The organism is Nitratireductor sp. StC3 (assembly GCF_003015025.1).
Taxonomy (GTDB): domain Bacteria; phylum Pseudomonadota; class Alphaproteobacteria; order Rhizobiales; family Rhizobiaceae; genus Mangrovimarina; species Mangrovimarina alexandrii.
In genome coordinates this window covers 1-26,184 of record NZ_PYBP01000003.1, presented here as the reverse complement: position 1 = coordinate 26,184, position 26,184 = coordinate 1, and the positions used below count along the sequence as shown (strand labels likewise).

General features: G+C 64.3%; 25 protein-coding genes and 1 pseudogene. 16 read left to right on the top strand and 10 right to left on the bottom strand.

Annotation, left to right across the window (positions count from 1 at the left end):
* The first annotated feature begins 102 nt into the window (after window positions 1-102).
* Window positions 103-642 (top strand): carbohydrate-binding module family 14 protein, encoded by a 540-nt coding sequence (locus C7T96_RS07290; RefSeq protein WP_106570559.1) that lies wholly within the window; start codon window positions 103-105, stop codon window positions 640-642.
* Window positions 643-718: 76 nt separating this feature from the next.
* On the opposite strand, the gene C7T96_RS07285 is transcribed toward C7T96_RS07290, so the two are convergent.
* Window positions 719-1,855, bottom strand: coding sequence for a PQQ-dependent sugar dehydrogenase (locus C7T96_RS07285; protein ID WP_348627230.1), 1,137 nt, complete (start codon window positions 1,853-1,855; stop codon window positions 719-721).
* A 146-nt stretch (window positions 1,856-2,001) separates the two neighbouring features.
* Here C7T96_RS07285 and C7T96_RS07280 point away from each other — a divergent pair, with 146 nt between their 5' ends.
* Both C7T96_RS07280 and greA read left to right on the top strand, forming a co-directional pair.
* On the top strand, window positions 2,002-2,538 hold the full coding sequence (locus C7T96_RS07280) for a PH domain-containing protein (protein WP_106570558.1): 537 nt from the start codon (window positions 2,002-2,004) through the stop codon (window positions 2,536-2,538).
* 160 nt (window positions 2,539-2,698) lie between these two features.
* Complete coding sequence (gene greA / locus C7T96_RS07275; protein ID WP_106570557.1) at window positions 2,699-3,172, top strand: transcription elongation factor GreA; 474 nt, start codon at window positions 2,699-2,701, stop codon at window positions 3,170-3,172.
* 9 nt (window positions 3,173-3,181) lie between these two features.
* Here greA and C7T96_RS07270 read toward each other — a convergent pair whose 3' ends face one another.
* Entirely contained in the window at window positions 3,182-3,655 is a 474-nt protein-coding gene (locus tag C7T96_RS07270; protein ID WP_106570556.1) for an Lrp/AsnC family transcriptional regulator, read from the bottom strand.
* Window positions 3,656-3,906: 251 nt separating this feature from the next.
* On the opposite strand from C7T96_RS07270, the gene trxB reads away from it, so the two are divergent.
* On the top strand, window positions 3,907-4,881 hold the full coding sequence (trxB, locus tag C7T96_RS07265) for a thioredoxin-disulfide reductase (RefSeq protein WP_106570555.1): 975 nt from the start codon (window positions 3,907-3,909) through the stop codon (window positions 4,879-4,881).
* A 27-nt stretch (window positions 4,882-4,908) separates the two neighbouring features.
* Window positions 4,909-5,805 carry a LysR family transcriptional regulator gene (locus C7T96_RS07260; protein WP_106570554.1) on the top strand — a complete coding sequence of 299 codons (897 nt, stop codon included), beginning with the start codon at window positions 4,909-4,911 and terminating at the stop codon, window positions 5,803-5,805.
* Window positions 5,806-6,148: 343 nt separating this feature from the next.
* Here C7T96_RS07260 and msrP read toward each other — a convergent pair whose 3' ends face one another.
* Window positions 6,149-7,114 carry a protein-methionine-sulfoxide reductase catalytic subunit MsrP gene (gene msrP, locus C7T96_RS07255; protein ID WP_106570553.1) on the bottom strand — a complete coding sequence of 322 codons (966 nt, stop codon included), beginning with the start codon at window positions 7,112-7,114 and terminating at the stop codon, window positions 6,149-6,151.
* 110 nt (window positions 7,115-7,224) lie between these two features.
* Window positions 7,225-9,273 (bottom strand): elongation factor G, encoded by a 2,049-nt coding sequence (locus tag C7T96_RS07250; protein ID WP_106570552.1) that lies wholly within the window; start codon window positions 9,271-9,273, stop codon window positions 7,225-7,227.
* Window positions 9,274-9,648: 375 nt separating this feature from the next.
* Between C7T96_RS07250 and C7T96_RS07245 the strand changes: the two genes are divergently transcribed.
* A complete protein-coding gene (locus C7T96_RS07245) occupies window positions 9,649-10,653 on the top strand; it encodes a hypothetical protein (protein WP_146149151.1) in 1,005 nt (334 codons plus the stop codon).
* A 51-nt stretch (window positions 10,654-10,704) separates the two neighbouring features.
* Here the strand turns inward: C7T96_RS07245 and C7T96_RS07240 are convergent, their stop codons facing one another.
* Entirely contained in the window at window positions 10,705-11,430 is a 726-nt protein-coding gene (locus C7T96_RS07240; protein WP_106570550.1) for an alpha/beta hydrolase, read from the bottom strand.
* 114 nt (window positions 11,431-11,544) lie between these two features.
* On the opposite strand from C7T96_RS07240, the gene C7T96_RS07235 reads away from it, so the two are divergent.
* The gene (locus tag C7T96_RS07235; RefSeq protein ID WP_106570549.1) at window positions 11,545-12,552 is read left to right on the top strand and encodes a helix-turn-helix domain-containing protein; all 1,008 of its coding nucleotides are present in this window, start codon (window positions 11,545-11,547) and stop codon (window positions 12,550-12,552) included.
* A gap of 174 nt (window positions 12,553-12,726) precedes the next feature.
* Here the strand turns inward: C7T96_RS07235 and C7T96_RS07230 are convergent, their stop codons facing one another.
* The gene (locus tag C7T96_RS07230) at window positions 12,727-13,929 is read right to left on the bottom strand and encodes a pyridoxal phosphate-dependent aminotransferase (protein WP_106570925.1); all 1,203 of its coding nucleotides are present in this window, start codon (window positions 13,927-13,929) and stop codon (window positions 12,727-12,729) included.
* A gap of 249 nt (window positions 13,930-14,178) precedes the next feature.
* On the opposite strand from C7T96_RS07230, the gene C7T96_RS07225 reads away from it, so the two are divergent.
* The 3 genes and pseudogenes from C7T96_RS07225 (at window position 14,179) to C7T96_RS07215 (ending at window position 16,761) form a co-directional block, all read left to right on the top strand.
* Window positions 14,179-15,111, top strand: coding sequence for an EAL domain-containing protein (locus C7T96_RS07225; protein WP_106570548.1), 933 nt, complete (start codon window positions 14,179-14,181; stop codon window positions 15,109-15,111).
* Window positions 15,112-15,214: 103 nt separating this feature from the next.
* Complete coding sequence (locus C7T96_RS07220; RefSeq protein WP_127599541.1) at window positions 15,215-16,033, top strand: EAL domain-containing protein; 819 nt, start codon at window positions 15,215-15,217, stop codon at window positions 16,031-16,033.
* 115 nt (window positions 16,034-16,148) lie between these two features.
* Window positions 16,149-16,761: pseudogene (locus C7T96_RS07215) on the top strand (glutathione S-transferase family protein).
* 106 nt (window positions 16,762-16,867) lie between these two features.
* On the opposite strand, the gene C7T96_RS07210 reads toward C7T96_RS07215, so the two are convergent.
* Window positions 16,868-17,080, bottom strand: a complete 213-nt coding sequence (locus tag C7T96_RS07210; RefSeq protein WP_106570547.1) for a cold-shock protein — start codon at window positions 17,078-17,080, stop codon at window positions 16,868-16,870.
* Window positions 17,081-17,553: 473 nt separating this feature from the next.
* Here C7T96_RS07210 and C7T96_RS07200 point away from each other — a divergent pair, with 473 nt between their 5' ends.
* Complete coding sequence (locus C7T96_RS07200) at window positions 17,554-17,790, top strand: DUF1344 domain-containing protein (RefSeq protein WP_158264322.1); 237 nt, start codon at window positions 17,554-17,556, stop codon at window positions 17,788-17,790.
* 179 nt (window positions 17,791-17,969) lie between these two features.
* Window positions 17,970-18,869, top strand: a complete 900-nt coding sequence (locus C7T96_RS07195) for an alpha/beta fold hydrolase (protein ID WP_106570544.1) — start codon at window positions 17,970-17,972, stop codon at window positions 18,867-18,869.
* 46 nt (window positions 18,870-18,915) lie between these two features.
* Here the strand turns inward: C7T96_RS07195 and C7T96_RS07190 are convergent, their stop codons facing one another.
* Window positions 18,916-19,227: a hypothetical protein gene (locus C7T96_RS07190; protein WP_127599549.1), complete on the bottom strand. Its 312-nt coding sequence runs from the start codon at window positions 19,225-19,227 to the stop codon at window positions 18,916-18,918.
* A 264-nt stretch (window positions 19,228-19,491) separates the two neighbouring features.
* Between C7T96_RS07190 and C7T96_RS07185 the strand changes: the two genes are divergently transcribed.
* From C7T96_RS07185 to C7T96_RS07170, 3 genes are all read left to right on the top strand, one after another.
* A complete protein-coding gene (locus C7T96_RS07185; protein ID WP_106570923.1) occupies window positions 19,492-20,328 on the top strand; it encodes an alpha/beta hydrolase in 837 nt (278 codons plus the stop codon).
* 1,795 nt (window positions 20,329-22,123) lie between these two features.
* On the top strand, window positions 22,124-23,035 hold the full coding sequence (locus C7T96_RS07175) for an IS1595 family transposase (RefSeq protein ID WP_106570541.1): 912 nt from the start codon (window positions 22,124-22,126) through the stop codon (window positions 23,033-23,035).
* On the top strand, window positions 23,032-24,078 hold the full coding sequence (locus tag C7T96_RS07170) for a hypothetical protein (protein WP_106570540.1): 1,047 nt from the start codon (window positions 23,032-23,034) through the stop codon (window positions 24,076-24,078). Before C7T96_RS07175 ends, C7T96_RS07170 begins: the two co-directional genes overlap by 4 nt.
* Window positions 24,079-24,085: 7 nt before the next feature.
* On the opposite strand, the gene C7T96_RS23840 is transcribed toward C7T96_RS07170, so the two are convergent.
* On the bottom strand, window positions 24,086-24,331 hold the full coding sequence (locus tag C7T96_RS23840; RefSeq protein ID WP_146149150.1) for a hypothetical protein: 246 nt from the start codon (window positions 24,329-24,331) through the stop codon (window positions 24,086-24,088).
* Between C7T96_RS23840 and C7T96_RS23835 the strand changes: the two genes are divergently transcribed.
* On the top strand, window positions 24,330-25,064 hold the full coding sequence (locus C7T96_RS23835) for a hypothetical protein (protein ID WP_146149149.1): 735 nt from the start codon (window positions 24,330-24,332) through the stop codon (window positions 25,062-25,064). The two genes, C7T96_RS23840 and C7T96_RS23835, sit on opposite strands and share 2 nt — an antisense overlap.
* 575 nt (window positions 25,065-25,639) lie before the next feature.
* Here C7T96_RS23835 and C7T96_RS23830 read toward each other — a convergent pair.
* Window positions 25,640-26,140 carry a hypothetical protein gene (locus tag C7T96_RS23830; protein WP_146149148.1) on the bottom strand — a complete coding sequence of 167 codons (501 nt, stop codon included), beginning with the start codon at window positions 26,138-26,140 and terminating at the stop codon, window positions 25,640-25,642.
* Window positions 26,141-26,184: the final 44 nt, after the last annotated feature.

Genomic DNA, 26,184 nt, shown 5'->3' with positions numbered 1-26,184 from the left:
GTGAAAAGGACGGGCGGCGTTTCGGTCTTATTGTTCTTCATGAAGGAACAAACCAGTCGACCGCCCGCGCCGTATTGGGGAACGGTCATGCAGGAGGAGCCTATGCCGAGATATCTGACGAGCCTTGCCGCCGCGTTGATGGTCGGGTTGCCGCTTTCGGGCGGTGCCGCGCTGGCCGCCGGCGGCGGCGGCGGTGGTGGCAGCGACACGATGGACTGCCCGGCCGGCCAGGTCTACGACAAGTCGACCAAGAAATGCGTCGCGAAATCGAGCGCGCTCGAGACCGAGACGCTGTTTGAGGCCGGGCGCGCGCTCGCCTATGCCGGCCAGTATGACGAGGCGATCTCCGTCCTGCGGCTCGCCGAGGGACGCAAGCAGCCGGGCATCTACAACATGCTCGGTTATGCGCACCGCAAAAAGGGCAGGCTGCTGGTCGCGCTCGGTTATTACGAGGAAGCGCTGCGGCTCGATCCCGACCACGTCTTGACGCGCGAATATCTCGGCGAGGCGCATCTGCAGATGGGCGACGTCGCCGCGGCGCGCGAGCAATTGGACGAGATCGCCAGACGCTGCGGCACGGGCTGTCCCGAATATGCCGAACTCGACCGGCATATTGCCGCCTACGAGCGCGACAACGGCTGACGGGCGGCAATCGCCGAAAAAAGGGCGCGACTCGCCGAGTCGTGCCCTCTTTTTGTGCGAAGCGGAGCGGTCCGCGTCAGTCGCCGCGCGACAGGCGCACGATCGCCCCGTCGCTGTCGTCGGTGATCAGCCACACCGACCCGTCGGGCGCGACGTCGACGTCGCGGATGCGGCCGAACGCGCCTTCGAACATGCGCTCCTCGCCGGTGACGTTTCCTTGCGCATCGCGCTTGATGCGGCTCACCAGCGCGAATTTCAGCGCGCCGGCCAGAAGATCGCCCTTCCAAGCCGGGAACATGTCCCCGTCATAGACGTCGAGCCCCGACGGCGCGATCGAGGGATCCCAGTAATAGACCGGCTGCTCGTACCCCTCGGCGTCGGTGCCGACGCCGATCTGGTCGCCCGAATAGTGACGGCCGTAGGAAATCACCGGCCAGCCATAGTTCCGGCCGGCCTCGGGCCTGTTCAACTCGTCGCCGCCGCGCGCGCCGTGTTCGATCGTCCACAGCGCCCCGGTCACCGGGTCCCAGACGGCGCCTTGCGGGTTGCGATGGCCCTTGGACCAGATTTCCGGGCGGTGGCCGGGCGTGTCGGCGTAGGGATTGTCGGCGGGCACCGAACCGTCGCGATTGAGGCGCAGCACCGCGCCGGCATGGTCGTCCATGTCCTGGGCGCGCCGGCCGTCGCCGCGGTCGCCGGTGGTCACGAACAGCGTGCCGTCGGGATTGAAGACGATGCGCGAGCCGAAATGCTGGCCGGCGGCGGTTTTCCTGGCCATCGAAAACAAGGTCTCGACCTCGGCGAGCCTGGCGGCTGCGTCGCCGCGCACCAGCCGAGCGCGCGCCAGCGCGGTGCCGGCGCCGTCGCTGCCCGGCTCCGAATAGGTGAAATAGATCAGCTCGGTGCTGTCGAAATCGGGCGCGACGGCAACGTCGAGCAGGCCGCCCTGGCCGCGCGCGGCGACCGGCGGCAGGCCCTCGATCGGGGGCGACAGCCTTCCTTGCGAGAAGATGCGCATGGTTCCCGGCCGCTCGGTGATGAGCGCGTCGCCGTTCGGCAGGAAATCCAGGCCCCAAGGGTGGTTGAGACCGTCGGCCAGGATGTCGGCCTGGATCACCGCCTCCTCGGTCTCGAAACTCTGCGCGGATGCGGTGCGGGCGATCGTCAGCGCCGCCGACAGGCCGATGGTCAGGCTCGCTATGGCCAGGGTCAGTCTGTTCACGGTCCCCTCCGGTACGGTTTGGTCCTGCAGTCGAGGTAGTGGCGTTTGCCTGCTTTGCAAGCATTCGCCGCCGTGACAGCGGCCAAAAGCGATGTATCCTGTTCACAAGCGGTTGAACACGAATCACGAGGCACGGCATGCGTGGGGTCAACGACAATCCCCAGCCCGGATATGGCGGCCCGTTCCTGCCGTCGGCGCTGTCTCTGTTCCTGCCGAGCCTGGTGATCCTTTCGGGATATGGCCTGGCGCTGGCCGGGCTCGTCGTGGCCGGGCGCGGCGACGGCGCGCTGGCAAGGCTGTGCATCGTGGTGCTGGCGCTCGGCGGCCCGTTCCTGATCGCGCATGCCACCTTGCGGTTTTTCACCATACGGGTCGCCGTCATGCCGCGCGCGCTTTACATGCACCGCGGCTTCCCCTCCAGCGAAGCGCAGGACATTCCCTACCGGCTGATCGATCGCGTCGCGGTCCGGCGCGGATTGGCGGGGCGGATTTCGGGTGGCGGCGCGCTCGTCGTCACGCTTCTGGGCGGCCGGCGGATCGTCGTCGGCGACCTCAAGCACCCGCATCAGGCCCGGGCCGCGATCGTCCGGCAGATGCCGGACGAGGCGCGTCCGGCGCCCGATTCGCCGGAGACAAAGCCGGAGCCGTCGCGGCCTTTTGCCTCGGCGCGATGATGGTCCGGCAAATTTTTGGGCGTGAAAACGCCCGCGACGGTTGCTATATAGGACGGGAACGATTTGTTGCGGTTCCGTGGCATGCGCCTGCGGACCGTTTTCTTTTTGCGCTTTGCGCCGCCGGACAGTGTCTGGCGCGACAGACGAGAAAGGTGTGACGATGAACAAGGTCCCGATGACCGTACGTGGATTCGAAGCGCTGAAGGAAGAACTGCGCTGGCGCCAGCAGGAAGAGCGTCCGCGGATCATCGAAGCGATCTCGGAAGCGCGCGCGCATGGCGACCTTTCCGAGAACGCGGAATATCACGCCGCCAAGGAATCGCAGAGCCTGAACGAGGGCCGCGTCGGCGAGCTCGAGGACATGATCGCGCGCGCCGAGGTGATCGACGTGTCGAAGCTGTCCGGCGACACGGTCAAGTTCGGCGCCACGGTGGAACTCGTCGACGAGGATACCGAGGAGACGCGCGTCTACCAGATTGTCGGCGATCAGGAGGCCGACGTGAAATCCGGCCGTATCTCGATTTCCTCGCCGATCGCACGCGCGCTGATCGGCAAGGGCGTGGGCGAGGCGATCGAGGTCAATGCGCCCGGCGGGGCGCGCGGCTACGAGATCGTCAAGCTGAAATGGGTCTGAGGCGACCGCTCAGGCGATGTCGACCAGCCCGTCATCCTTGACCTGGCGAATGGTCAGCGCGGTGCGGACCGTGTCGACATTCGGCGCCGAGGTCAGCTTCTCGATGACGAAGTTCTGAAACGTGGTCAGATCGGTCGCCACGCAGTGAAGCAGGAAGTCGGAATCGCCGGACACCATCCAGGCGCGACGCACGATCGGCCATGTGCGGGTGAGGTCGGAGAACGCCTTCAGCTCGCTCTCGGCCTGATGCTGCAGGCCGATCAGGCAGAAGGCGACCACGTCGAACCCCAGCGCCGGCGCGTTCAAAAGCGCCCGGTAGCCGCGGATGACGCCATTGTCCTCGAGGCGCTTGACCCTGCGCAGGCAGGGCGGCGCCGAAATGCCGACCCGGCGCGACAGCTCGACATTGGTCATGCGGCCGTCATTTTGCAGTTCACGCAGGATCTTCCAATCCGTCGCGTCGAGTTCGGCCCTGAAGGTCATTTGTTACCCATTTGGCGTTCTTGGCGAAAGAATCGGTCGCTCAGGCAGAACTCATACGGCAAAGCCGCGATGGAGCCAAGCGCCCGGCCCGCCGGCCGCAACCGGCGACTATCCGCGCGCCGCGGCCGCCGGAGTTGTGCGAAAAGCCGGCCGCGCCCTTGCACAATGGGGGCCCCATTCCTTAGATCAACGTGGCCTTGCCCGCCCGCTTGCCGTTGGCGGCGGCGCGGACGTGCGAAAGGAACCCGGATATGAGCGCAACACACGCCCCCGTCATCATTATCGGCTCCGGTCCGGCCGGCTACACGGCCGCGATCTATGCCGCGCGCGCGATGCTCAAGCCGATGCTGATCGCCGGGCTCGAGCAGGGCGGCCAGTTGATGATCACCACCGAGGTGGAAAACTATCCGGGTTTCGCCGAGCCGATCCAGGGGCCGTGGCTGATGGAGCAGATGCTCAAGCAGGCCGAGAATGTCGGCACCGAAATCGTCTCCGACCTGATTACGGAGGTCGACCTCGACGTGCGCCCGTTCCGGTTGAAGAGCGATTCGGGCACGGACTATACCTGCGACGCGCTGGTGATCGCGACCGGCGCCAAGGCCAAATGGCTGGGCCTGCCGAGCGAGGAAAAATTCATGGGCTTCGGCGTGTCGGCCTGCGCGACCTGCGACGGGTTCTTCTATCGCGGCAAGGAGGTCGTGGTGGTCGGCGGCGGCAACACCGCCGTCGAGGAGGCGCTTTACCTGTCCAACCTGGCGAAAACCGTCACGGTGGTCCACCGCCGCGACGAATTCAGGGCCGAGCGCATCCTCCAGGATCGGTTGTTCAAGAAGGACAACATCAAGGTGCTGTGGGACACCGTGGTGGACGAGATCAAGGGCGAAGCCGGAAAGCCGCCGCTGCCGGCCTCCGTCAACGCGATCAGTCTGCGCAACAACAAGACCGGCGAGATCACCGAAATGGCGATCGACGGCGTGTTCGTGGCGATCGGCCACGCGCCGGCGGTGGAGTTGTTCGCAGGCAAGGTCAAGCAGAAGCCGAACGGCTATCTGTGGACGGAGCCGGATTCGACCCGGACCGACATTCCCGGTGTTTTCGCCGCCGGCGACGTCACCGACGACATCTACCGCCAGGCCGTCACGGCCGCCGGTCTCGGCTGCATGGCGGCATTGGAAGCGGAAAAATACCTGGCCGAACAGGAAGCCCACCGCGAAGCCGCAGAATAGCGGATCGCCGGTCCGGGAGGAGGGCTGATGTCACTCGACTGGGATAAGCTGCGTGTGTTTCACGCCGCCGCCGAGGCTGGGTCGTTCACCCACGCGGCGGAGAAGCTGAATCTGTCGCAATCGGCGATCTCGCGCCAGGTCAGCGCGCTCGAGCAGGAAATCGGCGTGTCCCTGTTCAACCGCCATGCCCGCGGGCTGGTGCTGACCGAGCAGGGCGAACTTTTGTTCAACACGGCGCACGAAGTGTTCGTGAAGCTGGAATCGGTCCGCAGCCGGCTGATGGAAACGACGGAAAAGCCGTCCGGCCTGCTGCGCGTCACCACCACGGTCGGGCTGGGGTCGGGATGGCTGTCCCAGCGCGTGCAGGAATTTCTCGACCTTTATCCCGATATCCAGATCCAGCTCATCCTCGCCAATGAGGAGTTGGACCTGACGATGCGCCAGGCCGACTGCGCCATACGCCTGCGCCAGCCGCAACAGCCGGACTTGATCCAGCGGCGGCTGTTCACCGTGCACCTGCACGTGTTTGCCGCGCCGTCCTACATCAACAGGTTCGGCGAACCCGAAAGCGCGGCCGAGCTCGACAAGCATCGCCTGATCACCTTCGGCGAGCCGGTGCCGGCCTATCTCAAGGATTTGAACACGCTGCAGAGCCTGGGCATGCCGGAAGGCGAAAAGAGACCGGCGACGCTGCAGATCAACGATTTGATGTCGATGCGCCGGGTCGTGCGACGCGGCGCTGGCATCGCCATGCTGCCCGACTACATGGCCGATCCAGGCTCGGGGCTCGTGCAGGTGCTGACGGACATGGCGGTGCCGGCCTTCGACACCTATTTCTGCTATCCCGAGGCGATGAAGAACCAGGCGAAACTCAAGGCGTTTCGCGATTTCATCTTTTCCAAGGCGCGCAGCTGGGCCTATTGACGGCTCAAACGGGTTTTCGACGCCCGAAATCTGCCCGTTGGACAGGCAATTCTGCCCGATTTTCAATCAGTTGCACAAACCATGCATAATTGCATGGGTGCGATGCAATTCATCTGCTTGCGAAAAGGGCAGAGCCGGCACATATAACAATCACTCCTGGGCGCGTTCCTCCTCCCATTAGCGCCCGCGAGTGTTCCCCTCTGGAGGTTTCGCCGTTTTACGGCACTTCCATTAGCTAGGCCGGTCCCTTCAGGTACCGGCCTTTTTTTTGTCTATCGACCGGCGCGGCCGGTGGTTTGCTGGCGGCGGCGTCCGGATGGCCGGCATCGATCTCCGGACGGCGTCACATGAACAATTTTTCCCCGTCCATGCCCTGGTAAAGCCCGGCCACCTGTTCGCCATAGCCATTGTAGATCACGGTCGGTACGGTCTCGCCGGTGTGCAGGACGCGCTCCTCGGCCTGGCTCCAGCGCGGATGCGGGACCTGCGGGTTCACATTGGCCCAGAACCCGTATTCGCCGGGTGCGATCTCCTGCCAGAAATTTACCGGCCGTTCGGCGGTGACGGTGATCTTGACGATCGACTTGATCGATTTGAACCCGTATTTCCACGGCAAGGCGAGCCGCAGCGGCGCGCCGAACTGTTTGGCGAGCGGCTTGCCGTAGGCGCCGGTCACCATGAAGGCGAGCTCGTTGCGCGCCTCGTCAAGGGTCAGGCCCTCCACATAGGGCCAGGGATACCAGACCTGCCTCTGGCCGGAGGCCATTTTCGGGTCGAGGAACGTTTCGAGCCGCAGATATTTGGCCTCAGCCTGCGGTTCGGCCAGCGCGACCAGGCGCGACAGCGCGAAACCCGTCCACGGGACCGTCATCGACCAGGCCTCGACGCAGCGATGGCGGTAGAGCCGCTCCTCCAGCGGCATTTTGCGGATCAGCTCGTCGAAGGCGAGCTTTTGCGGCTTGTCGACAAGGCCGGCGATTTCGATGTCCCATGGCCGTGTCTGAAGCGCCTGGGCCGCGTTGGCGATCTGCTTGTGCGAGCCGAATTCGTAGAAATTGTTGTACTGGCTCGACGTTTCCTCCGGGGTGAGAGGGCGGGCGACCGTGAAGGCCGGGTTACGGGTCGCGGGGTAGAGGTCGGCGGTGGGATCGGCCGCCGCCCGCGCCGTGCCGACCAGGGCGGGCGCGGCCAGCGCGGCGGCACCGGCGCCCAGGCCCGCGAGCAGGGCGCGGCGATTGATGAAGGCGGCCTCGGGCGTCGCCAGGCGCTCGGCGAGCGCCCAGGACGGCCGGCGGTGGATGGCAACCATGACGTCCTCCCGAATCCGTGTGGCGCAAAACCTAGCGCGCGTGGACGGGCGGGCAACTCAATCGCCATCACATCTGCGTGGGCCGGGCACGGCCGCCGTGCCCGGCAACGTCAGGCCGCCTTGCCGTGGGCGTTGGCCACCTCGTCGGCAAGGCGTCCGGTCAGTTCGGCCATGTGATCGAAGCTCGCCCGGAACGTGGCGACGCCGGCGGTCGCCGAGCGCAGCTCCACGATCAGGTCGCCGATCTCGGCCTGCGGCATCATCGCCTCCACCACGTCCCACCCCGGCCAGCCGGGCCTGGCGTCGAACCCCAGAATCTGGCCGCGGCGCTGCGGCAGGATGGCGGTCACCTTGGCCGTGGCGTCGGAGGGGGTGAAGACCTCGATCTTCATGACCGGCTCCAGGATCGCCGGCGAACAGGCCGGCATCGCCTCGCGCATGGCCAGCTTGGCTGCCATCTGGAAGGCCATGTCGGAGGAATCGACCGAATGGAACGAACCGTCGGCGAGATTGACCGCGATGTCGACCACCGGAAAGCCGAACAGGCCCGCCTTGAGATAGTCGCGCACGCCGGCCTCGACGGAGGGGATATATTGCTTGGGCACGACGCCGCCGGTGATGGTGTCGGTGAACTCGAAGCCGCTGCCGCGCGGCAGCGGCCTGATCTCCAGCACGACGTCGCCGAACTGGCCATGGCCGCCGGACTGCTTCTTGTGACGGCCGCGCTGGGTGGTGCCCTTGCGGATGGTCTCGCGATAGGGAACGCCGGGCCGGCTGGAATCGACCTCGATCTGGAACTTGCTGCCAAGCCGCTCCGTGGTCACGCGCAGATGCATTTCGCCGTGACCCGAAATCACCGTCTCGCCGCTGTCTTGGTGCTCGATCGCGATCGAGGGGTCTTCCTCGGCCAGTTTCTGCAGGGAGGCCGACAGCTTGACCTCGTCCTTGCGCTCGTGCGGCCGCAGGGCGACGGCGTTGACCGGCTGCGGCGGCTCGGGCGTGGCCAGGGCCGGCGGCGGCGTCTTGCCGACGGCGAGCGTGTCGCAGGTGCGCACCTCCTCGAGCTTGCCGAGCGCGACCGTTTCGCCCTCGCCGGCATTCTGCAGCTTGGTCTGGTTGCGGCCGAGCATGCGGTAAAGGCCGGAAACGCGTCCGGTGCGGCCGTCATGCGTGACGATTTCGGCGCCGTCGGCGATCGAGCCGGCCAGCACCCGGGCATAGGAAAGCTTGCCGCCATGCGGCGTGTGTACGGTCTTGACGACCTGGAGGATCGTTTCGTCGGTCTCGCCGAGCCCGAGCCGTTCGCGGGTCTGGGCGATGTCGGGCGCGTCGTGTCGTATCGTCTTTAAGAGCCGCAGCACGCCGTTGCCATGCTCGGCCGAGCCGATCAGCACCGGAATGACGGAGCCCGCGCGCAGGTCGGCGGCCAGGTCGTCGAACACCGCGTCGCGCGGCGGCTCGATTTCCTCCAGCAATTGCTCCATCAGCGCGTCGTCGTGGTCGGCCAGCGTTTCCAGCATGGAAAAGCGCGCCTCGACCTCGCGGGCCTTTTCGTCGTCGGGGATCGGCGCGATCTCGCTTTCGGCGTGTTCGCGATAGATGTGGGCGCGTTCCAGCGCCAGATCGATCGAACCGATGACGATGCCGTCCTTGCGCAGCGGAATCTGGCGCAGAACCAGCGGCACCGCGCTCGCCGGCTGCAACAGCTTCAGCGTGTCGCGCACGCCGATTGCGGCCTTGTCGACCTTGTTGAGGAACAGAACGCGCGGAATGCCGTGTTCTTCCAGCGTGCGCATGATGAGCTGCAGGGCCGGGATTTTCTTCTCGTCGGCCTCCGCGACCACGATCGCCAGGTCGCAGGCGGCCAGAACCGGTTCGGCCTCGTAGGCGAACTCGATCGAGCCCGGGCAGTCGATGAAGGTCAGGTCGTCGTCCATGAAGCCGGTGGTGGCAAGGCTCGCCTCCACGCTCATCAGGTGCGCGCGCGCCTCCGGATTGTCGTCGCCGACCGTGGCGCCCGAGGCGACGGTGGCCTGGCGCGCGATGGCGCCGGTGCGGGCCAGAATGGCTTCCAGCAACGATGTCTTGCCGCTGGCGAAGGGACCGACAATGGCGATGCATTTCGGTCCCGTGCGTCTTCCTCCGGCGCGATTGCCCATGTCAACGACCTCCTCCTCACGCTTGCTCGCGAGCGGCGGCCGGCCCGCGGCCGTCGCGCGCCGGGCTTCGGGCACCCGGCACGGATATCGTCACACGGCTTTGGCAATGTGGCAAGAGATGCGCCCGCGCGGCGCCCGCCGGATTTCGGCGGCGGCAAACCGGTCGGCGCGGCTCTTGCGGCGGGGGCGGCCGGGCCTGACGCCGCCGTCCGGCACACGCCCCGCCGCCTGGTGTCGCCGTCCGGATCCGCACCGCTTCGTCGGGGCGGAACCCCCAAAGCCCGGTGCCGCTTGTCGGTTTTTTGTTGTATTGGGCAAGATTTGTCATTTTACTTGGAAATATACGGCGTTCCATTGAAAATGAGGGAGGGTCCTGTGCGTCGCTTGTTTCTTATTCTTGCCTTTGCACTGATGTCGTCGCCGGCTTTGGCGGATATGTACCAGGACCAGTACAAGGCCGTCATGGCGCGTTATTTCCTCGCCAACCACTATGCTGTTCCGATTTTCACCAACGGAAACATCCGCAAGGGCGACATCATCCAATATCCCGACGAGGGACGGGTGGTGCCGCGGAAAAACTGCCTCGATCTCGGCGCGTCGGCTTTTCGCGACGTCGATGCGCTGGACATCACGCTCGCCAACGAGGTGTCGTTCGGTGTCGGCGCCGGCATCTCCGTTCAAGGGCTGGCGCAGATCGAGGCCGATCTCGATCTGGCGATCTCGGGCATCGCCAGGATCGCGATCGACCCGGCCTCGCGCGAACACACCGAGCACGAGCCGTCGACGGAGCGCGTTTCGAACGACAAAAAATGCGACCTCGTGCGGTTCGTCATCGACGGGCGCGAGACGGCCTATCTCATGGTCAGCGACATCATCAGGGGGCAGGTCAAGGCGCGGACGCAGATGATGGCTGCCGGCGGCGCGTCGCTGGAGGCCGGGCTGACCCAGAAACGGCTGCAGGCGCTTCTGGGCGATACGCCGCGGATCGGCGTTTCGGTCAGCGGCGGGGTGGCCATGATCGAAAGCCGCCGGTCGCCGAGCGTCAGGACGGTCGCCGTCAAATCCCGCTTCGTCAGCACGTACCATCTGGCGCGGCTCTACCATCTCTACCAGGCGGCCGGCCCCTCCGACCTGGAGCTCAGGGTGGACGAGATGCTGAGGGGGGTCGAGCCCGGCGTATTCGACAGGCTCGCCGCCGACCTGAATGATTTTTTGCAGAAACACGAGCTGATCGAACGGGACAAGGCGCAGTTCTACAACAAGATGCGCTATCTCGAGACCCGCGACGTGCTCGACGAAAAGACCCTGGCCAATATTCCGCCAGAACACTGGCGCGCGCTGGGTGTCATCGCCGCCGCGCACGAATTGTCGGTCTGGTGAGGGCGCAGAACGCGGCCGTGTCGGCCGCGCCCCCGCAATGCCCGCACCGCTTCAGTCGCGACCGGCCTCGATGATCTTTTGGGCGAGCAGCGCCGGATTGGTGAAGCAGACCTCATGCCCGCCGGGCGCCTGGATCAGCCGGAACAGGCCGAGCTTTTCGGACAGGCGCGGATGCCAGCCGAGCGACTGGGGCAGGGCGGTGTCTTCGGTGAAGTTGATGTAGGATTTGGCAACCTCCATGTCGGCCGGGTTCGCCGACAGCGCGATCGCGTCGGTGAAGGTCGCGTAGGGATGCGGATTGAGCTTTTCGTAGCTCGCCTGCGCCATCGCGCCATCGGCATCGTTCATGAACGCCTCGCGCCAGACCGGCGGCGGCAGCATGACGGCATTGTCCGGGCTCGCGGCGCTGATGCTATCGAACAACGCCACATAGTGGGGCGGCACCATGTCGTTGAGGCACTCGCCGTCGTTCGGCACGAAGGCGTTCCAGTACACCAGGCGGCGGATGCGGCCGGGCAGCCGGTCGGCGGTGCCGGTGATGATCATGCCGCCATAGGAGTGGCCGACAAGGATGATGTCGGTCAGATCGCGGTCCTCGATAAAGGCGACGATCGAGCCGATCGCCGCCTCGAGTCCGGTGCGCCGATCGTCGTGCGGCCGGTTGCCGGCGATGGTCGGCGTGTGGACGTCGTGACCCTGGTCGCGGATCGGCCGGGCGACTGCCTCCATCAGTTCGCCGGTATGCCAGGCGCCGTGAACGAGCACGTAAGTTGCCATTTTTTTCTCCCTGCGCTTTTGTTGTCGGGCATACGATGTTGGCGCAAACGGGCGCGGCGGACTTGGCCGGGCGCGCACCGATGATGGACCGGAGCGAACGCAAGGGGGCAGGCGATGACGACCACGCCGGGGGGGAGGCATATTGTTGCCGGGCCGTCTTTGCATTGGGGCAGCGTGTGGGACACGCGCGATGTCGGGGATGTCGAGGCCTTCGATTATTATCGAGACGGCATCTGCCAGTCCTTCATGGAGCTCCTGCCCGAGTTGGAGGCGGCGCGGCGGCTGCGGTTCAAGGCGCGGGTGGAATCGCACCGGCTGGGCGAGGGCGCCGTCAACCGGGTCGATGCGACAGCCCATCTTGTCTTGCGGACTGGCCGCGAGATCGCCCGCTCGCCGCGCGAATGCTACTATCTCAATCTGCAGCGGGGCGGAGAGTGCCGCATCGATCAGGCGGGGACGGAGATCGCCCTGCGCGCCGGCGATGTCGGGATTTTCGATTCGGGGCGGCCGTTTTCGCTCGAGCATCGCCGGCTGTCGTCGCTGGCGGTATCCTCGTTCTGGGTGCCGCGCGAAGCGCTGGCTTCCCGCCTCGGCGGCCATTTGCCGGAGCGGCCCCGTCTTTTGTCGACGGTGCCCGCGCTCGGGCGGCTGATTGCGGAGACCGCGCGCTCGATCGACGAGACTGCCGGTTATCTGCCCGAAGCCGCGTCGGCGCGGCTTTTTTCCATGCTGCTCGACCTGACGGCGATGGCCCTGGGCGGTGAGGGCGTCGCGGTGGCGCCCGGGTCGCGGGCGGACGCGCAGTTTATGGCCCTGCGTCGCTATGTTGAGCGCTGTTTCGCCGATCCGCGTCTCAACGCGGCGCGGTGTGCCCGGGCCATCGGCATCTCGCCACGCTATGTGCACAAGCTCTTCGCGCGGGCCGGAACCACGCTCGGTGCCTTTGTGATGGAGGTGCGGCTGCGCGAGGCCGCGGCCGCGCTGCGCGCGCCGGCGAAGGCTGCCGTTCCGGTGACGTCGATCGCGTATGCGTGCGGCTTTTCCGACCTGTCGCATTTTTCCAGGTCGTTTCGCGCCCGCTACGGCGCGCCGCCGGGCGCCTGGCGGCGTCTGGCTCACTAAAGCGTTTCCAGGCGAAGTGGAAGCCGGTTCGCCGGTCAAAAACACGTCAAAACAATAAGTTAAACCGGTCTGCGATTCCGTGAAAAGCAGAACGGCCCTGACCGCCGGAAAGCAAAAACCCGGCCGCGGGGGCCGGGTCGGTCTTGTTGTGGGCTATGCCCGTGCCGAAAAGCGTCAGCTCAGCGAGCCGGTAAAACGCTGGATGCGGGTACAGGCCTCTTCCAGCAGTTCCTCCGAAGTCGCGTAGGAAATGCGGAAATTCGGGCCGAGCCCGAAGGCGGACCCCTGCACCACGGCCACGCCCTCGGCCTCCAGCAGTTCGGTGACGAAGTCCTGGTCGGTTTCGATCACCTTGCCCGACGGCGTCTTTTTGCCGATCAGCGCCGCGCAGGACGGGTAGACGTAGAAGGCGCCCTCCGGCACCGGGCAGGAGATGCCGCGGGCCTGGTTGAGCATCGACACGACGAGATCGCGGCGCCCCTGGAAGATCGCCTTGTTGCGGGCGATGAAATCCTGCGGCCCGTTGAGCGCCTCGACCGCGGCCCATTGCGCGATCGAGCAGGCGCCCGAGGTCTGCTGGCCCTGGATCATGTCCATCGCCTTGATGAGTTCGACCGGCCCGGCCGCGTAGCCGATGCGCCAGCCGGTCATGGCATAGGCCTTCGACACGCCGTTCATGGTCAGCGTGCGTCCGTACAGCGCCGGTTCGACCTCGGCGATGGTGCGGAAGGCGAAATCGCCATAGGTCAGGTGCTCGTACATGTCGTCGGTGAGCGTCCACACATGCTCGTTTTTCATCAGCACGTCGGCGAGCGCCTTCAGCTCGGCCTCGGTATAGGCCGCGCCCGACGGGTTGGAGGGCGAGTTCATCACCAGCCATTTGGTCTTGGGCGTGATCGCCTTTTCCAGTGCGGCCGGCGTCAGCTTGAAGCCGTCCTCGATGCTGGTTTCGGCAAACACCGCCGTGCCGCCGCAGATCGCCACCATTTCCGGATAGCTGACCCAGTAGGGCGCGGGGATGACGACCTCGTCGCCCGGGTTGAGCGTGGCCATGAAGGCGTTGAACAGGATCTGCTTGCCGCCGGTGCCGACGATGGTCTGCTCCGGCTTGTAGTCGAGATTGTTCTCGCGCTTGAACTTCGCCGCGATCGCCTCGCGCAGCGGCACGATGCCGGATACGGGCGTGTATTTGGTCTCGCCGCGCCGGATCGCCTCGATCGCCGCGTGCTTGACGTTGTCGGGCGTGTCGAAATCCGGCTCGCCGGCTCCCAGGCCGATCACGTCGCGGCCGTTCGCTTTGAGCTCGCGCGCTTTCTGGCTGACCGCGATGGTCGCGGAGGGCTTTACGCGGGACAGGGCGTCGGCGAGGAAGGCCATGGTGATCGTCTCCTTTCGGCCAGGGTGTCGCTGCATCGGGCAGCGGCTTGTAATGTCCGAATGCGGGCACGAGCGCAAGACTTTGCCGGCGTCGGCCGTCGATGCAAAAAAATCGGCGTCGTTAACCTTGATCAAAACCGGTTCGCCGATAATGGCGCGGATCCGGCCGGTTTCGTATCGGTGCGGCCGGCGGATCGCGGTGCGGCGGATCATCGTCGCCGGTCGGGTTCAATGCGGAGAGCCGGTTTCGTGTCGCGCAGCGCAGGCCTTGCCCATATCGTTCGCCAGAATGACGGCACCTCGACCGGCGTGTGGGGCGTCTACACGATCAAGAGCGCCTTTCAGCCGGTGTTCGCCTTCGGCGAGGGCAAGCTTTCCATCGCGGCGTTCGAGGGGCTGGTGCGGCCGTTTCGCGACGGGACCGGCCTGTCGCCCTATGCGTTCTTTCGCAGCATCCCGCCGATCGACCGCTTCCATGTCGAAACCTTGATGCGCACGCTGCATCTGCTCAACGCGGCGGCGTGTCTCGATCCCAAAGTGTCGATCTTCGTCAATTTCGATCCGTCCCTGTTCACCGACGCCGAGGTCGTCGACGTGGCGATCCGCGACATGCGGCTGGTGCTGCACGAGGCGGGCATGCATCCCGGCCGGATCGTGTGCGAGGTGACCGAACAGAAATCCGCCTCCTCCGGCGCGCTGCATCGTTTTGTCGACGCCTTGCGGGCCAGCGGGTTCAAGATCGCCGTCGACGATTACGGGGCGGACGATTCCGATATTCAGCGCATTGACGAGTTGAAGCCCGATATCGTCAAATTCGACGCGCAGTGGATCACGCGGCTGATGGATTCGGGAGCCGGATTCGGACTTTTGAAGGTGATGGTGTCGCGTTTCGCCGACAACGGCATCGAAACCGTGTTCGAGGGGATCGAGGAGATGTGGCAGCTGGAACTCGCCGAGGAAAGCGGCGCGTCGATGGTGCAGGGTTTTGTGCTCGCCCGGCCGGAACTGGCGCCGACGAGCTTTTCGATTTTCTCCGCCGCGCACGCGCCCGGCGGGCCGGACCCGTCATGGTCGGGGGGCGGCGCGATGCCTGTGCGGGAAACCGACGACGCGCCGCCGCAGAGCCGTCATCAACCGGCTGCGAGGCGCCCGACATTCGGCCGCCGTCAGTCCGGCCGTTGACCGCTGCCATGGCCCATGCCGCGCCCCCGGCCATCGCAGCAAATCGCCTGCGCGCGCCGCTTTCGTGTCGCTGCCGTGCGAAGGCGTGGCCGGGGGGGCGGGGGTGAGCGACGCCTTCGCCTTCAATGTCGACGAGGTCGGCATCGCCTATGGCCGCTTTCAGGAATTGCGGTTGAAAAGCTGCTATCAGCCGCTTTTCCGGGTCGAGGACGACCTGTTGATGCCGTTCGCGGTCGAGGCGCTCGTGATCGCCTTTACCGGCGGCAGGGCCGTGCCGGCGGCCAAGCTTTTCGAGCGCGCCGCGGCCGAGGAGCGGGCCGCGCTCGAGCGCCTGTGCCGGGTGCTGCACATGCGCAACTACCACAATATCGGCGTGGACGGGCTGGAACTGTTCTTCAATGTCGACCCGGCCATGCCCGATGAGGACGTCGAGCATCTGGACTGGCTGTTTGCGGAAAACGAAATCGCGCCGGGGATGGTGGTGTGCGAGATCACCGAAGCCCTCGGCGCGGGAACGGAGCGGGTGACGGCGCTGACCCAAAATATCCGCCGCTCGGGCATGCGGGTGGCGGTCGACGATTTCGGGGCGGGCCATTCGACGCCGGCCCGGCTGCGGCTGATCAGGCCGGATATCGTCAAGCTCGATGCGGCCTGGTTTCAAAAGATCGTCGCCGACGAGGCCGCGCGCGATTTCCTGCCCACGCTTTTCGCGCGCTTTCACGAACTGGGCACCCAGGTGCTGGTGGAGGGGATCGAGACGCCCGAGCAACTGCGTGTCGCGATCGCGGCCGGTGCCGACCATCTGCAGGGGTTTTTGCTGGCCCGCCCGGCGCTCGCCGGCACGATATTCGACGATGCCGCCTTGTCGGTGGCAGCGCTTTCGGCCGAGGCCGCGCCGGGAGCGCAGGCGACCTCGCGCTGACAGGTCAAGATTGTCGATCGGTCCACCAAAACGATTGATTGGTCAAGCGCTCCCGCGCGGCCGATAGTGGGCGCGGCGCGGTTTGCGCGTTTCCGGATCGGCAAGGTGGCGGGCGATGATCACGATCTACGGCATGGGAGACAGCGGCAATTGCTACAAGCCGCGGCTGCTGCTGGCCAAGCTCGGGATTGGCTTTCGCCACGTCGAGGTCGACGCGCTCGACGGGTCGACCCGCGCGCCGGACTTCCTCGCCAAAAACCCGAACGGCAAGGTGCCGCTGCTGGAGACCGAGGACGGGCGTCATCTGGCCGAATCCAACGCCATGCTGCTTTATCTGGCCGAGGGGACCCGCTTCCTGCCGCAGGACCGGTTCGAGCGGGCGCTTGCCTATCAATGGCTGTTTTTCGAGCAATATAGCCACGAACCCGCCGTGGCGGTGCGCCGGGCGCTGTTGGTCTATCCCGAACGCGCGCCGCAGCGCACGCCGGCCCGGCTCGCCGAAACGCTGGAGGCCGGCAACAGGGCGCTCGCGGTGATGGAAGATCGGTTGGATAACGGCCCGCTTTTTCGCCGGCGAGGCGATGTCGGTCGCCGATATCGCGCTTTACGCCTATACCCATCAGGCCGGGCGCGGCGGGTTCGACCTCGGGCTTTTTCCGGCGGTTTCGGCATGGCTGAAACGCGTCGAGGCCGATCCCGGTCACGTGCCGATCGACTGGCGGCCGTGAGCGCGGGTCCAAAATCTGTCGCCCGGGCATGAAAAAGGCGGGGTCGGCACCCCGCCTCTTCCAAAACGATCACGTGCCGCGGCGCCGGGCGCCGCCCGCAAATGGTTCAGTCGGCAGCCGTCAGATTGCCGGCCGAGGAGCGGCCGGTGCGGCGGTCCTGCTGGATCTCGTAGTTGACCTTCTGGCCTTCCACGAGATTGCCCATGCCCGAGCGCTCGACGGCGGAGATGTGGACGAACACGTCCGAGCCGCCTTCGTCAGGCTGGATGAAACCGAAGCCTTTGGTCGAATTGAACCACTTCACTGTTCCGGTTGCCATGGTGAGTTCCTTCAGATTTGCAACGTCATGTGGCCACGACCCTTCGTGGCCGGTGGTATCGAGATTTTGGAGATTGACGTCAGCAAATGCGAGGAAGATCGCAACCTGCCGTATCGATCGGCCGAAATATCAATGTTGACCATATAAAGGTGTGCGGGCCCGCTGGCAAGAACAACGGTGCGCGCGCCGCCGAGGGTCAAGGCCCGCCGCGCGCGGCGATCCGGCGTCGCGGCGGCGCCACATGGCCGGTCGGGGCGGGCGGCGCGGGACTGGAACCTGGCCGCGCGCAGGCGCTGAATTGCGGCGGAATTCGGATCGAATATCCGGGAAAAAAATATATTTTTCAGCCAATTGCGTGCATCAGCGGACAGGAATAGATGCCTGCCGTCCGCTGCGGCGTGGATGAAACGGGCCTGCCCGAAACGCGCCGGGGCGGCATCTATGATCCCTCATTGTGGAATGGAGTAATTCCAATGAAGACCCTTGTCGCCGCCGTGCTCGCTGCGGCTTCCTTCGTGACTGTCGCGCTCGCCGGTGAAATGCAGGGCGTGGTGTCGGCCGTCGACGCCGAGGCCATGGTCATCGTGATGGAGGATGGCGCCGAGCTCGCCGTTGCCGACGGCGTCAGCCTCGAGGGCATCGAGCCGGGCACCAGCGTCGTCGTGACCACCGACGACAGCGACACCGTGATCTCGATCGTCGCCGACTGATCGCGCCGCGACGGTCGAAAGCCTGCCGCGGGCCGTTGGCGCGCGGCAGGTCTCCATAAACCCGCCCTGGCCGCCCTCGTGACCGCCATGGCGGACGCCCGGTCCGGGACGCGGATTGCGTCCGACCCGGCACGTGTTATGGCTAAGGGGTTGCGCATCAGCCCCGGGAGGACACCGCCATGACGCTTCGATTGCCGCTTGCACGCCTTCTATCCTTTACCGCCATCGCGCTGGCCGTCGCGCCGGGCGCGGCCCTGGCCGCCGAAAAGACCGTCAGTTTCGAGGTCGGCGGCGAAAAGGTGGTCGGCACGATGAACCTGCCCGACGGCGTGGAGAACCCGCCGGTGATCCTGCTTCTGCACGGGTTTACCGGCAACCGCGACGAGCTCGAGATCCCGGCCGCCAAGGAAGGCGTTTTCGCGCGCGCGGCGCGCATGTGGGCCGACAACGGCATTGCCAGCCTCAGGATCGACTTCCGCAATTCCGGCGACAGCGACGGCGATTTCGCCGACACCACGGTTGCGCGTCAGGTCGAGGACGGGCTGGCCGCGCTCGACTTTCTCGCCGCCTCCGGCGAGGTCGACGACGAGCGCATGGCGCTGGTCGGCTGGAGCATGGGCGGCACCGTCGGCGCGACGGTCGCCGGCCGCACCGAACACGATCTCGACGCCGTGGCGCTGTGGGCGCCGGGCAGCAATCTCGCCGCGGCGATGACCTTCGTGCTCGGCCCCGACACCATGAAGGCCGGCTTTGCCAGCACCGGCGCGGCGGTGAAGGTGACCTTGCCGTGGGGCGCGGAGATCGCGCTCAAGCCGGGTTTTTTCGAACAGCTTTACCTGATCGATCCGGTGGCGGAGATCGCCGAATATGACGAGCCGCTGTTCGTGGCGGTCGGCACCAAGGACGACGTGGTGTTTCCGCAGCCGGCGTCCGGCCAGGTGCTGCTCGACTATCACGACGGCGAGGGGGAGCTGTTCGTGCGGCCGATGGACCATGTCTTCAACGCCTTTGCCGGCACCGAGACGGTCGACGAGCTGATCGGCGCGACCGGCGCCTTCATCAGCAAGCATCTCGACTGATGGCCGGCACCGCCGCGACCGGGCCGGGCTGAGCCGGACGCGCGGCTCAGAACGGGTCTTCGTGAAACACTTTCGGCTTGCACACGCGCACGAAACAGCGCGGGTCGTCGCGGGTCGGGATCCAGCCATTGGCGGCATACTCGTCCCAGCCGCAAAAACCGCCATGCAGCACGTAGCGGTCATAAAGCGTCAGCGAGGGGTTGCGTTTCGATCCGTAGCGGAAGATCGCCGCGCCCTCGCGCTCCAGGATCGCCTGCGCCTGGCCGCAGTCGAGCGTCTCGGACTGGTAGCGCGCGATCGCGGCGGCCGGCGTCGCGGCCAGCGCGACAAGCGAGGTCAGCACCAAAATCCTGATCATGGCCGCTCCCCTGTCTCGGCCGGCGGCGAAACGCGCCGCGGCCCGAAAAGCCTCGCGCGCGAATGCGGCGGCGATGCGGCAGGGCCGGCCGGACGGCCCGTGGCGCAGACCCGACACGGCCGGTTTTTCAAGGAAAAGGGATCGGCGGTGTCGAAATGCCGGCGCCCGGTTCGTCGTGAGGTCGCAAGCGGCCGCGGCCGCAGGATCAATCAGGAGGAAACGATGTCCCGCGCCACACTCTTCGCCGGCCTTGCCGGCCTGCTCATGCCCGTGCTCGCCGACCCCGCGCTTGCCGACGACGCGCCCACCGGCGACCGGGTCGCGGTCAACGGCATGCAGGTCTATTACGAAAAATCCGGCGCCGGCGACCCGCTGGTGGTGCTGCACGGGGCCTATATGAACATCGAGACGATGGGCGAGATCATCCCGATCCTGGCCGAAAACCATACCGTCTACGCGCTGGAGTTCCAGGGCCACGGCCGCACCACCGACATCGACCGGCCGATCACCTATCCAAACCTCGCCGACGACGTGGCCGCCTTCATGGACGCGGTCGGGCTCGCGCGCGCCGACGTGTTCGGCTATTCGATGGGCGCGGCGGCCGGCCTGCAGCTCGCCATCCGCCATCCCGACAAGGTCGACCGGCTGGTCGCGGCCTCGGTCGCCTACGACGCGCAGGGCTGGCAGCCGGAGTTCAAGGCCTTCATCCCGCAGATGAACGTCGAGATGTTCCTCGAGATGCCGTTCGCGGCCGACTACAAGCGGCTCGCCGCCGACCCGGACGGCTTTCCCGCGCTGGTGGAAAAGCTGATCCGGCTCGAACACGAACCGATGCAATGGGCCGACGACGTCAAGGCGCTGACGATGCCGGTGCTGATCATTTCGGGCGACGCCGACGTCAACACGCTGGAGCACGCCGTCTCGATGCTGCGGCTTCTCGGCGGCGGGGGGATGGGCGACATGGGCAAGCCGCTGCCGCAATCGCGGCTGGCGGTGATGCCGGCGACGTCGCACACCGCGGTGATTACCCAGGCATCCCTGCTTGCCGCCTTCATCGAGCCGTTCCTGAAGGGCGAGACGCCGAAGGGCCTGTTCGACTAGCCGGGTCATTCGTCGGCGCGCCCGGAGCGCCCCGTCGCGCCGTCCGCCGTCTCGGCGCGGCCCGCGTCGCGAACCGGGGTTTCGCCGTCGTCGAACACCAGCGGCACGGCGGCACAGCGCACCGGCGGCGGCGACGGGGTCTGCGCGCCGCGGCATTCGGCCTGCCAGAGCACCTGGTTGACCTCGTCGCGGAGCTGGTAGATGCGCTCCTCCTCGATCGGCTCGCAGGGCGGCACCAGCGGAAACAGAAACCCGTCGTTCCAGCGGTCTTCCGGCCGGCGGCCGGCGCAGCGGCGCTTGCGGCGGCACACGCGCAGGCGGCAGCGCCGGTGGTTGCCGAGCCTGGTGCACACCCACTGCATCAGGCCGAGGATGATGCCCATGTTCCTGTAGTAATCGGCGCGCTCGCGCTCGCCCAGTTCCCATTGCGCGTCGGTGCCGACGCCGCGCGGGATTTCCGGCACCTTGAACACCGGCCAGGGCCGCGGGAATGGCGGGATTTTGCGGGAATCGGGTGCTTGTTTTCGCTCGCGGGCCGTTCCGTCGCTGCGCGCCGGGCCCTGCGCGGGCGCGCCCGGAAAACCGGGCGGCCGGCGGTCGCCGGCTTGGGGGTTGGGCGCTTGACTTCGCTCGCGGGCCGTTCCGTCGCTGCGCGCCGGGCCCTGCGCGGGCGCGCCCGACAACGCGGGCGGCCGGCGGTCGCCGGCTCGGCCGTTGGCCGCTTGTTTTCGCTCACGGGCCGTTGCGTCGCTCCGCGCCGGGCCCTGCGCGGGCGCGCCCGGAAAACCGGGCGGCCGGCGGTCGCCGGCTTGGGGGTTGGGCGCTTGGCTTCGCTCANTTTTGCGGGAATCGGGTGCTTGTTTTCGCTCGCGGGCCGTTCCGTCGCTGCGCGCCGGGCCCTGCGCGGGCGCGCCCGGAAAACCGGGCGGCCGGCGGTCGCCGGCTTGGGGGTTGGGCGCTTGGCTTCGCTCACGGGCCGTTGCGTCGCTGCGCGCCGGGCCCTCTGCGGGCGCGCCCGATAACGCGGGCGGCCGGCGGTCGCCGGCTCGGCCCTTGGCCGGAATGTCGCGCCTTGCCTGCGGTTTGCTGCTGTCCATTGCCCATGCTCCATCGCTGCCACGCCCGCCGAAGCGTCTGGCCATTGCGGTCGGGAGACGGCGGCCTTCGGCTCGCTCGCCTTTGCATTTCGTGCGATCCGAAGACCGCCGCCCGGCGTTTTTACGTCCGCGTCCGTTCCGCTTCCGCCGTCCCTTGAAGGACGGACCGAGTGCACCGTCCGGCACGCGCGGGTCGTCATGCCCGCAGGGGAACCCTTGGACGCGGCCGCCCCGGTGCCGGCTTACGAGGCCGAAACGGAGGCGCCGGTTCCCCTCCGCGCAATCACCGTCATGATCGGCGTTCCCGCGAGAAGAACTGGGCAAAGGGTAAGGGAGGCGGCGAGGGGCGGGGATGAAAAAACGGGTGGGGAATGGGGAAAGGGGTGTTGGGACAGGGGGTTGGCGGGCGGCGGCGGCGGTTGGCGCGGGCGATTTGTCCGCGTGGTTCCGTCTCTCCGTTGCCATTTCGGTCAGGGGTTTTTGCGACCGCGCGCCGGGTTTTGTGCCGGAACGTCTGTGATCTGCGCCAGTTTCGCGGCATGGAGCCTGGACAGGCCGCGCTATCGCGTGGCTGTTGGGGTGGTTGCTGAGGTGGCTAAATTAGTTCAACAAAAAAAGGGGGCCTATATACGTGTGTGACCCATTGACGTGGGTCAGATAAACACCTATGTTCAGGCTATCGGATCGGAGCGGTAGCCATGAAAGCCTTCAGCAGCCTGTTTGAGATGATGGAAGCCTTCCCGGACGAGCAGTCCGCGATTGACCATCTGCGCTCGATCCGCTGGGGCGCCGATAACGAAAACGCGCACTGCCCGCATTGCGGCTCCACGAAGGTCTATCACTTCTCCGATAACCGGAACCACAAGTGCGGCGACTGCAAGAAGCGCTTCAGCATCAAAGTCGGCACGATCTTCGAAGATAGCAAAATCCCGCTCCGCAAGTGGTTCATGGCGATCTGGCTTATCACGTCGCACAAGAAGGGCGTCGCCAGCACGACGCTCGCCCGCGATATCAAGGTGACACAGAAAACCGCTTGGTTCATGCTGCACCGTCTTCGCCATGCGGCCCGCACCAAGTCTTTCAATAGGCCCCTCGAAGGCACCGTTGAAATCGACGAGACGTTCATGGGCGGTAAGGACAAGAACAAGCACGCCGATAAGCGCAAAGGCGTTCGCGGACCTTCCGGCAAGGCAGTTGTGTGGGGTGCTCTTGAGCGCAATGGTGAGTTCCGCGCCTTCCACCTGACGACGCTCAAGGATGTGAAGGCCGCCGTAGAGGCGCACGTCACCGAGGGGTCTATCGTGATGACAGACGAGTACCCCGGCTATCAGGGTCTGTCGAAGTCCTACTATCACCAGACGGTCAATCACAGTTGCGGCGAGTACGTCCGCGCCTTCTATTTCCATATCAACTCGATTGAAGGCGCATGGTCGCACATCAAGCGTCAGATATACGGCATCCACCACTGGATTTCGGACAAGCACCTTGGCCGATATCTTTCCGAAATGACGTGGCGTTACAATCGCCGCGAGTTCGAAGAAGGCGACCGCCTGAATGCCCTTCTCAGCCGCGTTGATGGCCGTCTCCGTTACAAGGAACTGATCGCATGAACGACAGAAAGCGAGAAGGCCCGTTTAGCCTCGACATGGACTTCGATGAAGCGGTGCGAAGATTAGCTCAGACCGACCCGAAGGAAATCACCCCAAACGCCAGCAGTATCAAGAGCTTAGCATCAAAATCGGGGTCGAAGGAAATCACCCCCCAAGGTGAACTTGACCTTGGTATCGAGATTGAGCGCGACATCGGCGGCATTGGTATGGGCGTCCTTGGCGACGGTACGCCGTATCTTAACCAGCGCGGGCTTGCTGTCCTTTGCGGTGTCCAGAATGCCCACATCGGGACTATCAGTTCGCAATGGAACGAAGCGCCCCCCAAGCCTCGCATCACCGCCATCAAGGCGATATTGGAGAAGGCTGGATTTTACGCTCGCAAGGCGCATATCGAGATCATGCACAAGGGTGTGGTGCACTACTGCTACCCCGCCGAGGTGTGCCTTGCCGTACTTGAATATTACGCCTTTGACGCGGGGCAGAACGTTCAGGAACAGGCCCGTGATAACTTCCGCCTTCTCGCCGGGTCAAAGCTCCGCGAACTCATCTACAGCCAGCTTGGTTATGATCCGACTGGCAAATTCCAAGACAAGTTCCGCAAGTGGCATGAACGGATCGAACTGAATTACCAGTCCGCGCCGCGCGGCTTCTTCAACGTGTTCAACGAAGCCCATACGATCATCTATGAGATGCTTCAGGCTGGGGCAGACATTGGCGAAAAGACCGTTGTCGATATCTCAATCGGTCAACACTGGTCAAAATTCTGGGATGCTAACAGGCTTGCTGAAAAGTACGGCGCGCGAACAAAATACCCGCACCGCTATCCTGCGGATCACCCTCAGGCGCAGTCAAACCCGCAGGAATCGTGGTGCTATCCGCTTGCCGCGCTTGGTGAATACCGAGAATGGCTGCAAAGCGAATACATCGAGGGCGGCAAGTTCCGGCACTACCTCGATGGAAAGGTGAAGAAAGGCGACCTGCCGCCATCCATGGCCCAACTTGCACTCGACGCTATCGAGCAGAAACTGTTGCCGGGCGGCTGACCAGCACCTAAGCCGCAACGCGGGGAAATTTCGCAGATGATGCCAACATCGCAAAAATTTCACGCGCCGTGTCTAAATTTGCAGCTTTCGCAAGGATTTGGAATTCTCCACGACGCTGGCGCGCGATAAAATAGCCACCAGGACCGCCAAGATTGTCACGATCAACAAACTCTGAATAAGTAGTTTCGTGCATTGGCGATACGTATATAGTTGTGTTCTCGTCGATTTTTGCAACCAGTGAGATGTCGTCCATGGGTGATTCTCCAAACTACGGTTACAACCGAAATCCACAGTTTTCAGTAAACCACGTTGCGGAGTATTTGGCTGCTTCGAATGCCCCACAACGGACAAGAATTATCGGGGCCGCCAAGTTCCCCAAAAAGGTCGAGGTAACTTCGTACACTCAGGTTAAGAAGCCATTGAAAGACGCGCTGTCAACGCCTGATTTCGGCGCTGCTGATTTGGCATTCCTTGAAGACCGTATGGACACTAAAGCACGCAGAGAGATCGGCTATCAGCGCGATGAAGCTTTGCGTTGCGCCCGAGCAATTCGGTGTTTTCGCGAAACAATCACGCCCCGCAAGTTTGGCCGTTATCAGATCAGTGCCGCGCCGAAGACGATCCACCATACCGTGGAAGGCGTCAGGATAAACGTCAGTCTTGATGCCTTGATAACCGCTGAAACCGATGACGTGACAAATAGCGGTGGGATATTACTTCTTTACGCGTTTTCAGCCGATAGAGGTGACTTGCGAGACCGTCTTGCGGCAATCTCTGGGTTGATGCTTTGGTCACTTGAAGGCGGCCAAATGGAGCCTCTCCCCCGCCTATGCATGGCAATCGACCTCGCTGAAAAAAATGTAACGAAGGCAAGTTCAGCGCACCAGCGGTTCAGAGAGCGGGTAACGGAATCTTGCAAAGAAGTCGCCGCACGTTGGAAAGAAATTCGACCCCCCGATGACTATGACGGGCCGCCATTGGAATAACGAGGATGCCACCCCGTAGGGTTTGGGTCACACACGTATATAGGTCCCAAAAAAAGACTTGTGTCCGACTGCTTGCGTAATCAATAATTCGAGGTGATATGCAAGAAGCACGGCCAAACTGACGAGGAAATTTTCTGATCGGGTTCCGGCCGATATTAAGATTTGTAGTGAAAAGCTGAAAATGTTGCTTGAAGGTGCGACGGCCAAGTGTGAGACAGTTGAAAGGGACAAGGCCAAGGAGGCGGCTGCGCGCATCAGCAAGGCGGCCAAGATGATGAAGCAGGCAAAGAGGAAAGAGCGGCGACGTCCTAAGCTTGTTCCTAAGGCTGCCTTGTGAGGCTATAGGAAAAGACCTTGTGGCACGTATAACAACCACGACGAATTACGTCGAACTCGATGGTCACCACGGAATGGTTGAGGGCGTCGAATTAACCTGCGATCGTTGCGGGCATACCGAGGAAAGCTACGGTACAGATGAGCCTTCAATACTCCGCTGCGCATATCTCCTACGTGAAAATTGTCCTCGTGGTGAGAAAAATTTCTATGACGTATCCCAGTAAATTTTTAGGTTCTGGTTAGTCGGCATGAGAAAGGAGGCCTGCAATCACACGGCTATCCATCACTAAAGACGCGGCCCCATATGCCTTTAGTAAAAACTCGCCAGTGTTGGAGACATCTTTAAGAATGCCGATTTTCTCATATATTTTCCTTAAGGATCCATATGCCTTCTTGAGAACAGCTTCAGAATCGGGCGTTTTATTTGGAACGATCCCTCTTTCGAGTGCTAGATAAGCTCCTATGATGTCTCGCAACGAGGCAACGGTGTAACCCCAACCAAGCCATCCGATTCGCTCGAGGCGGAAACGAAATTGTCGGATTCCATCCAGTATCGCTTGTCTGATGAAGTCTTGTTCATTCAACTGATGTTTTGATAGCCATTTCTCAAGATCATCTGTTAATTTAAGTACCTCATCAATTTCTGAATCGTCAAGTTTAGGTGACGTGCTCCCCTGAGATGTTCCCGATTTTGGGTTAGCCTGTTCCTCGACAAAGGAGACAGGCAATGAAGCGATCACGGTTCTCGGAAGAACAGATCATCGGGGTTTTGAAGGAGCATCAG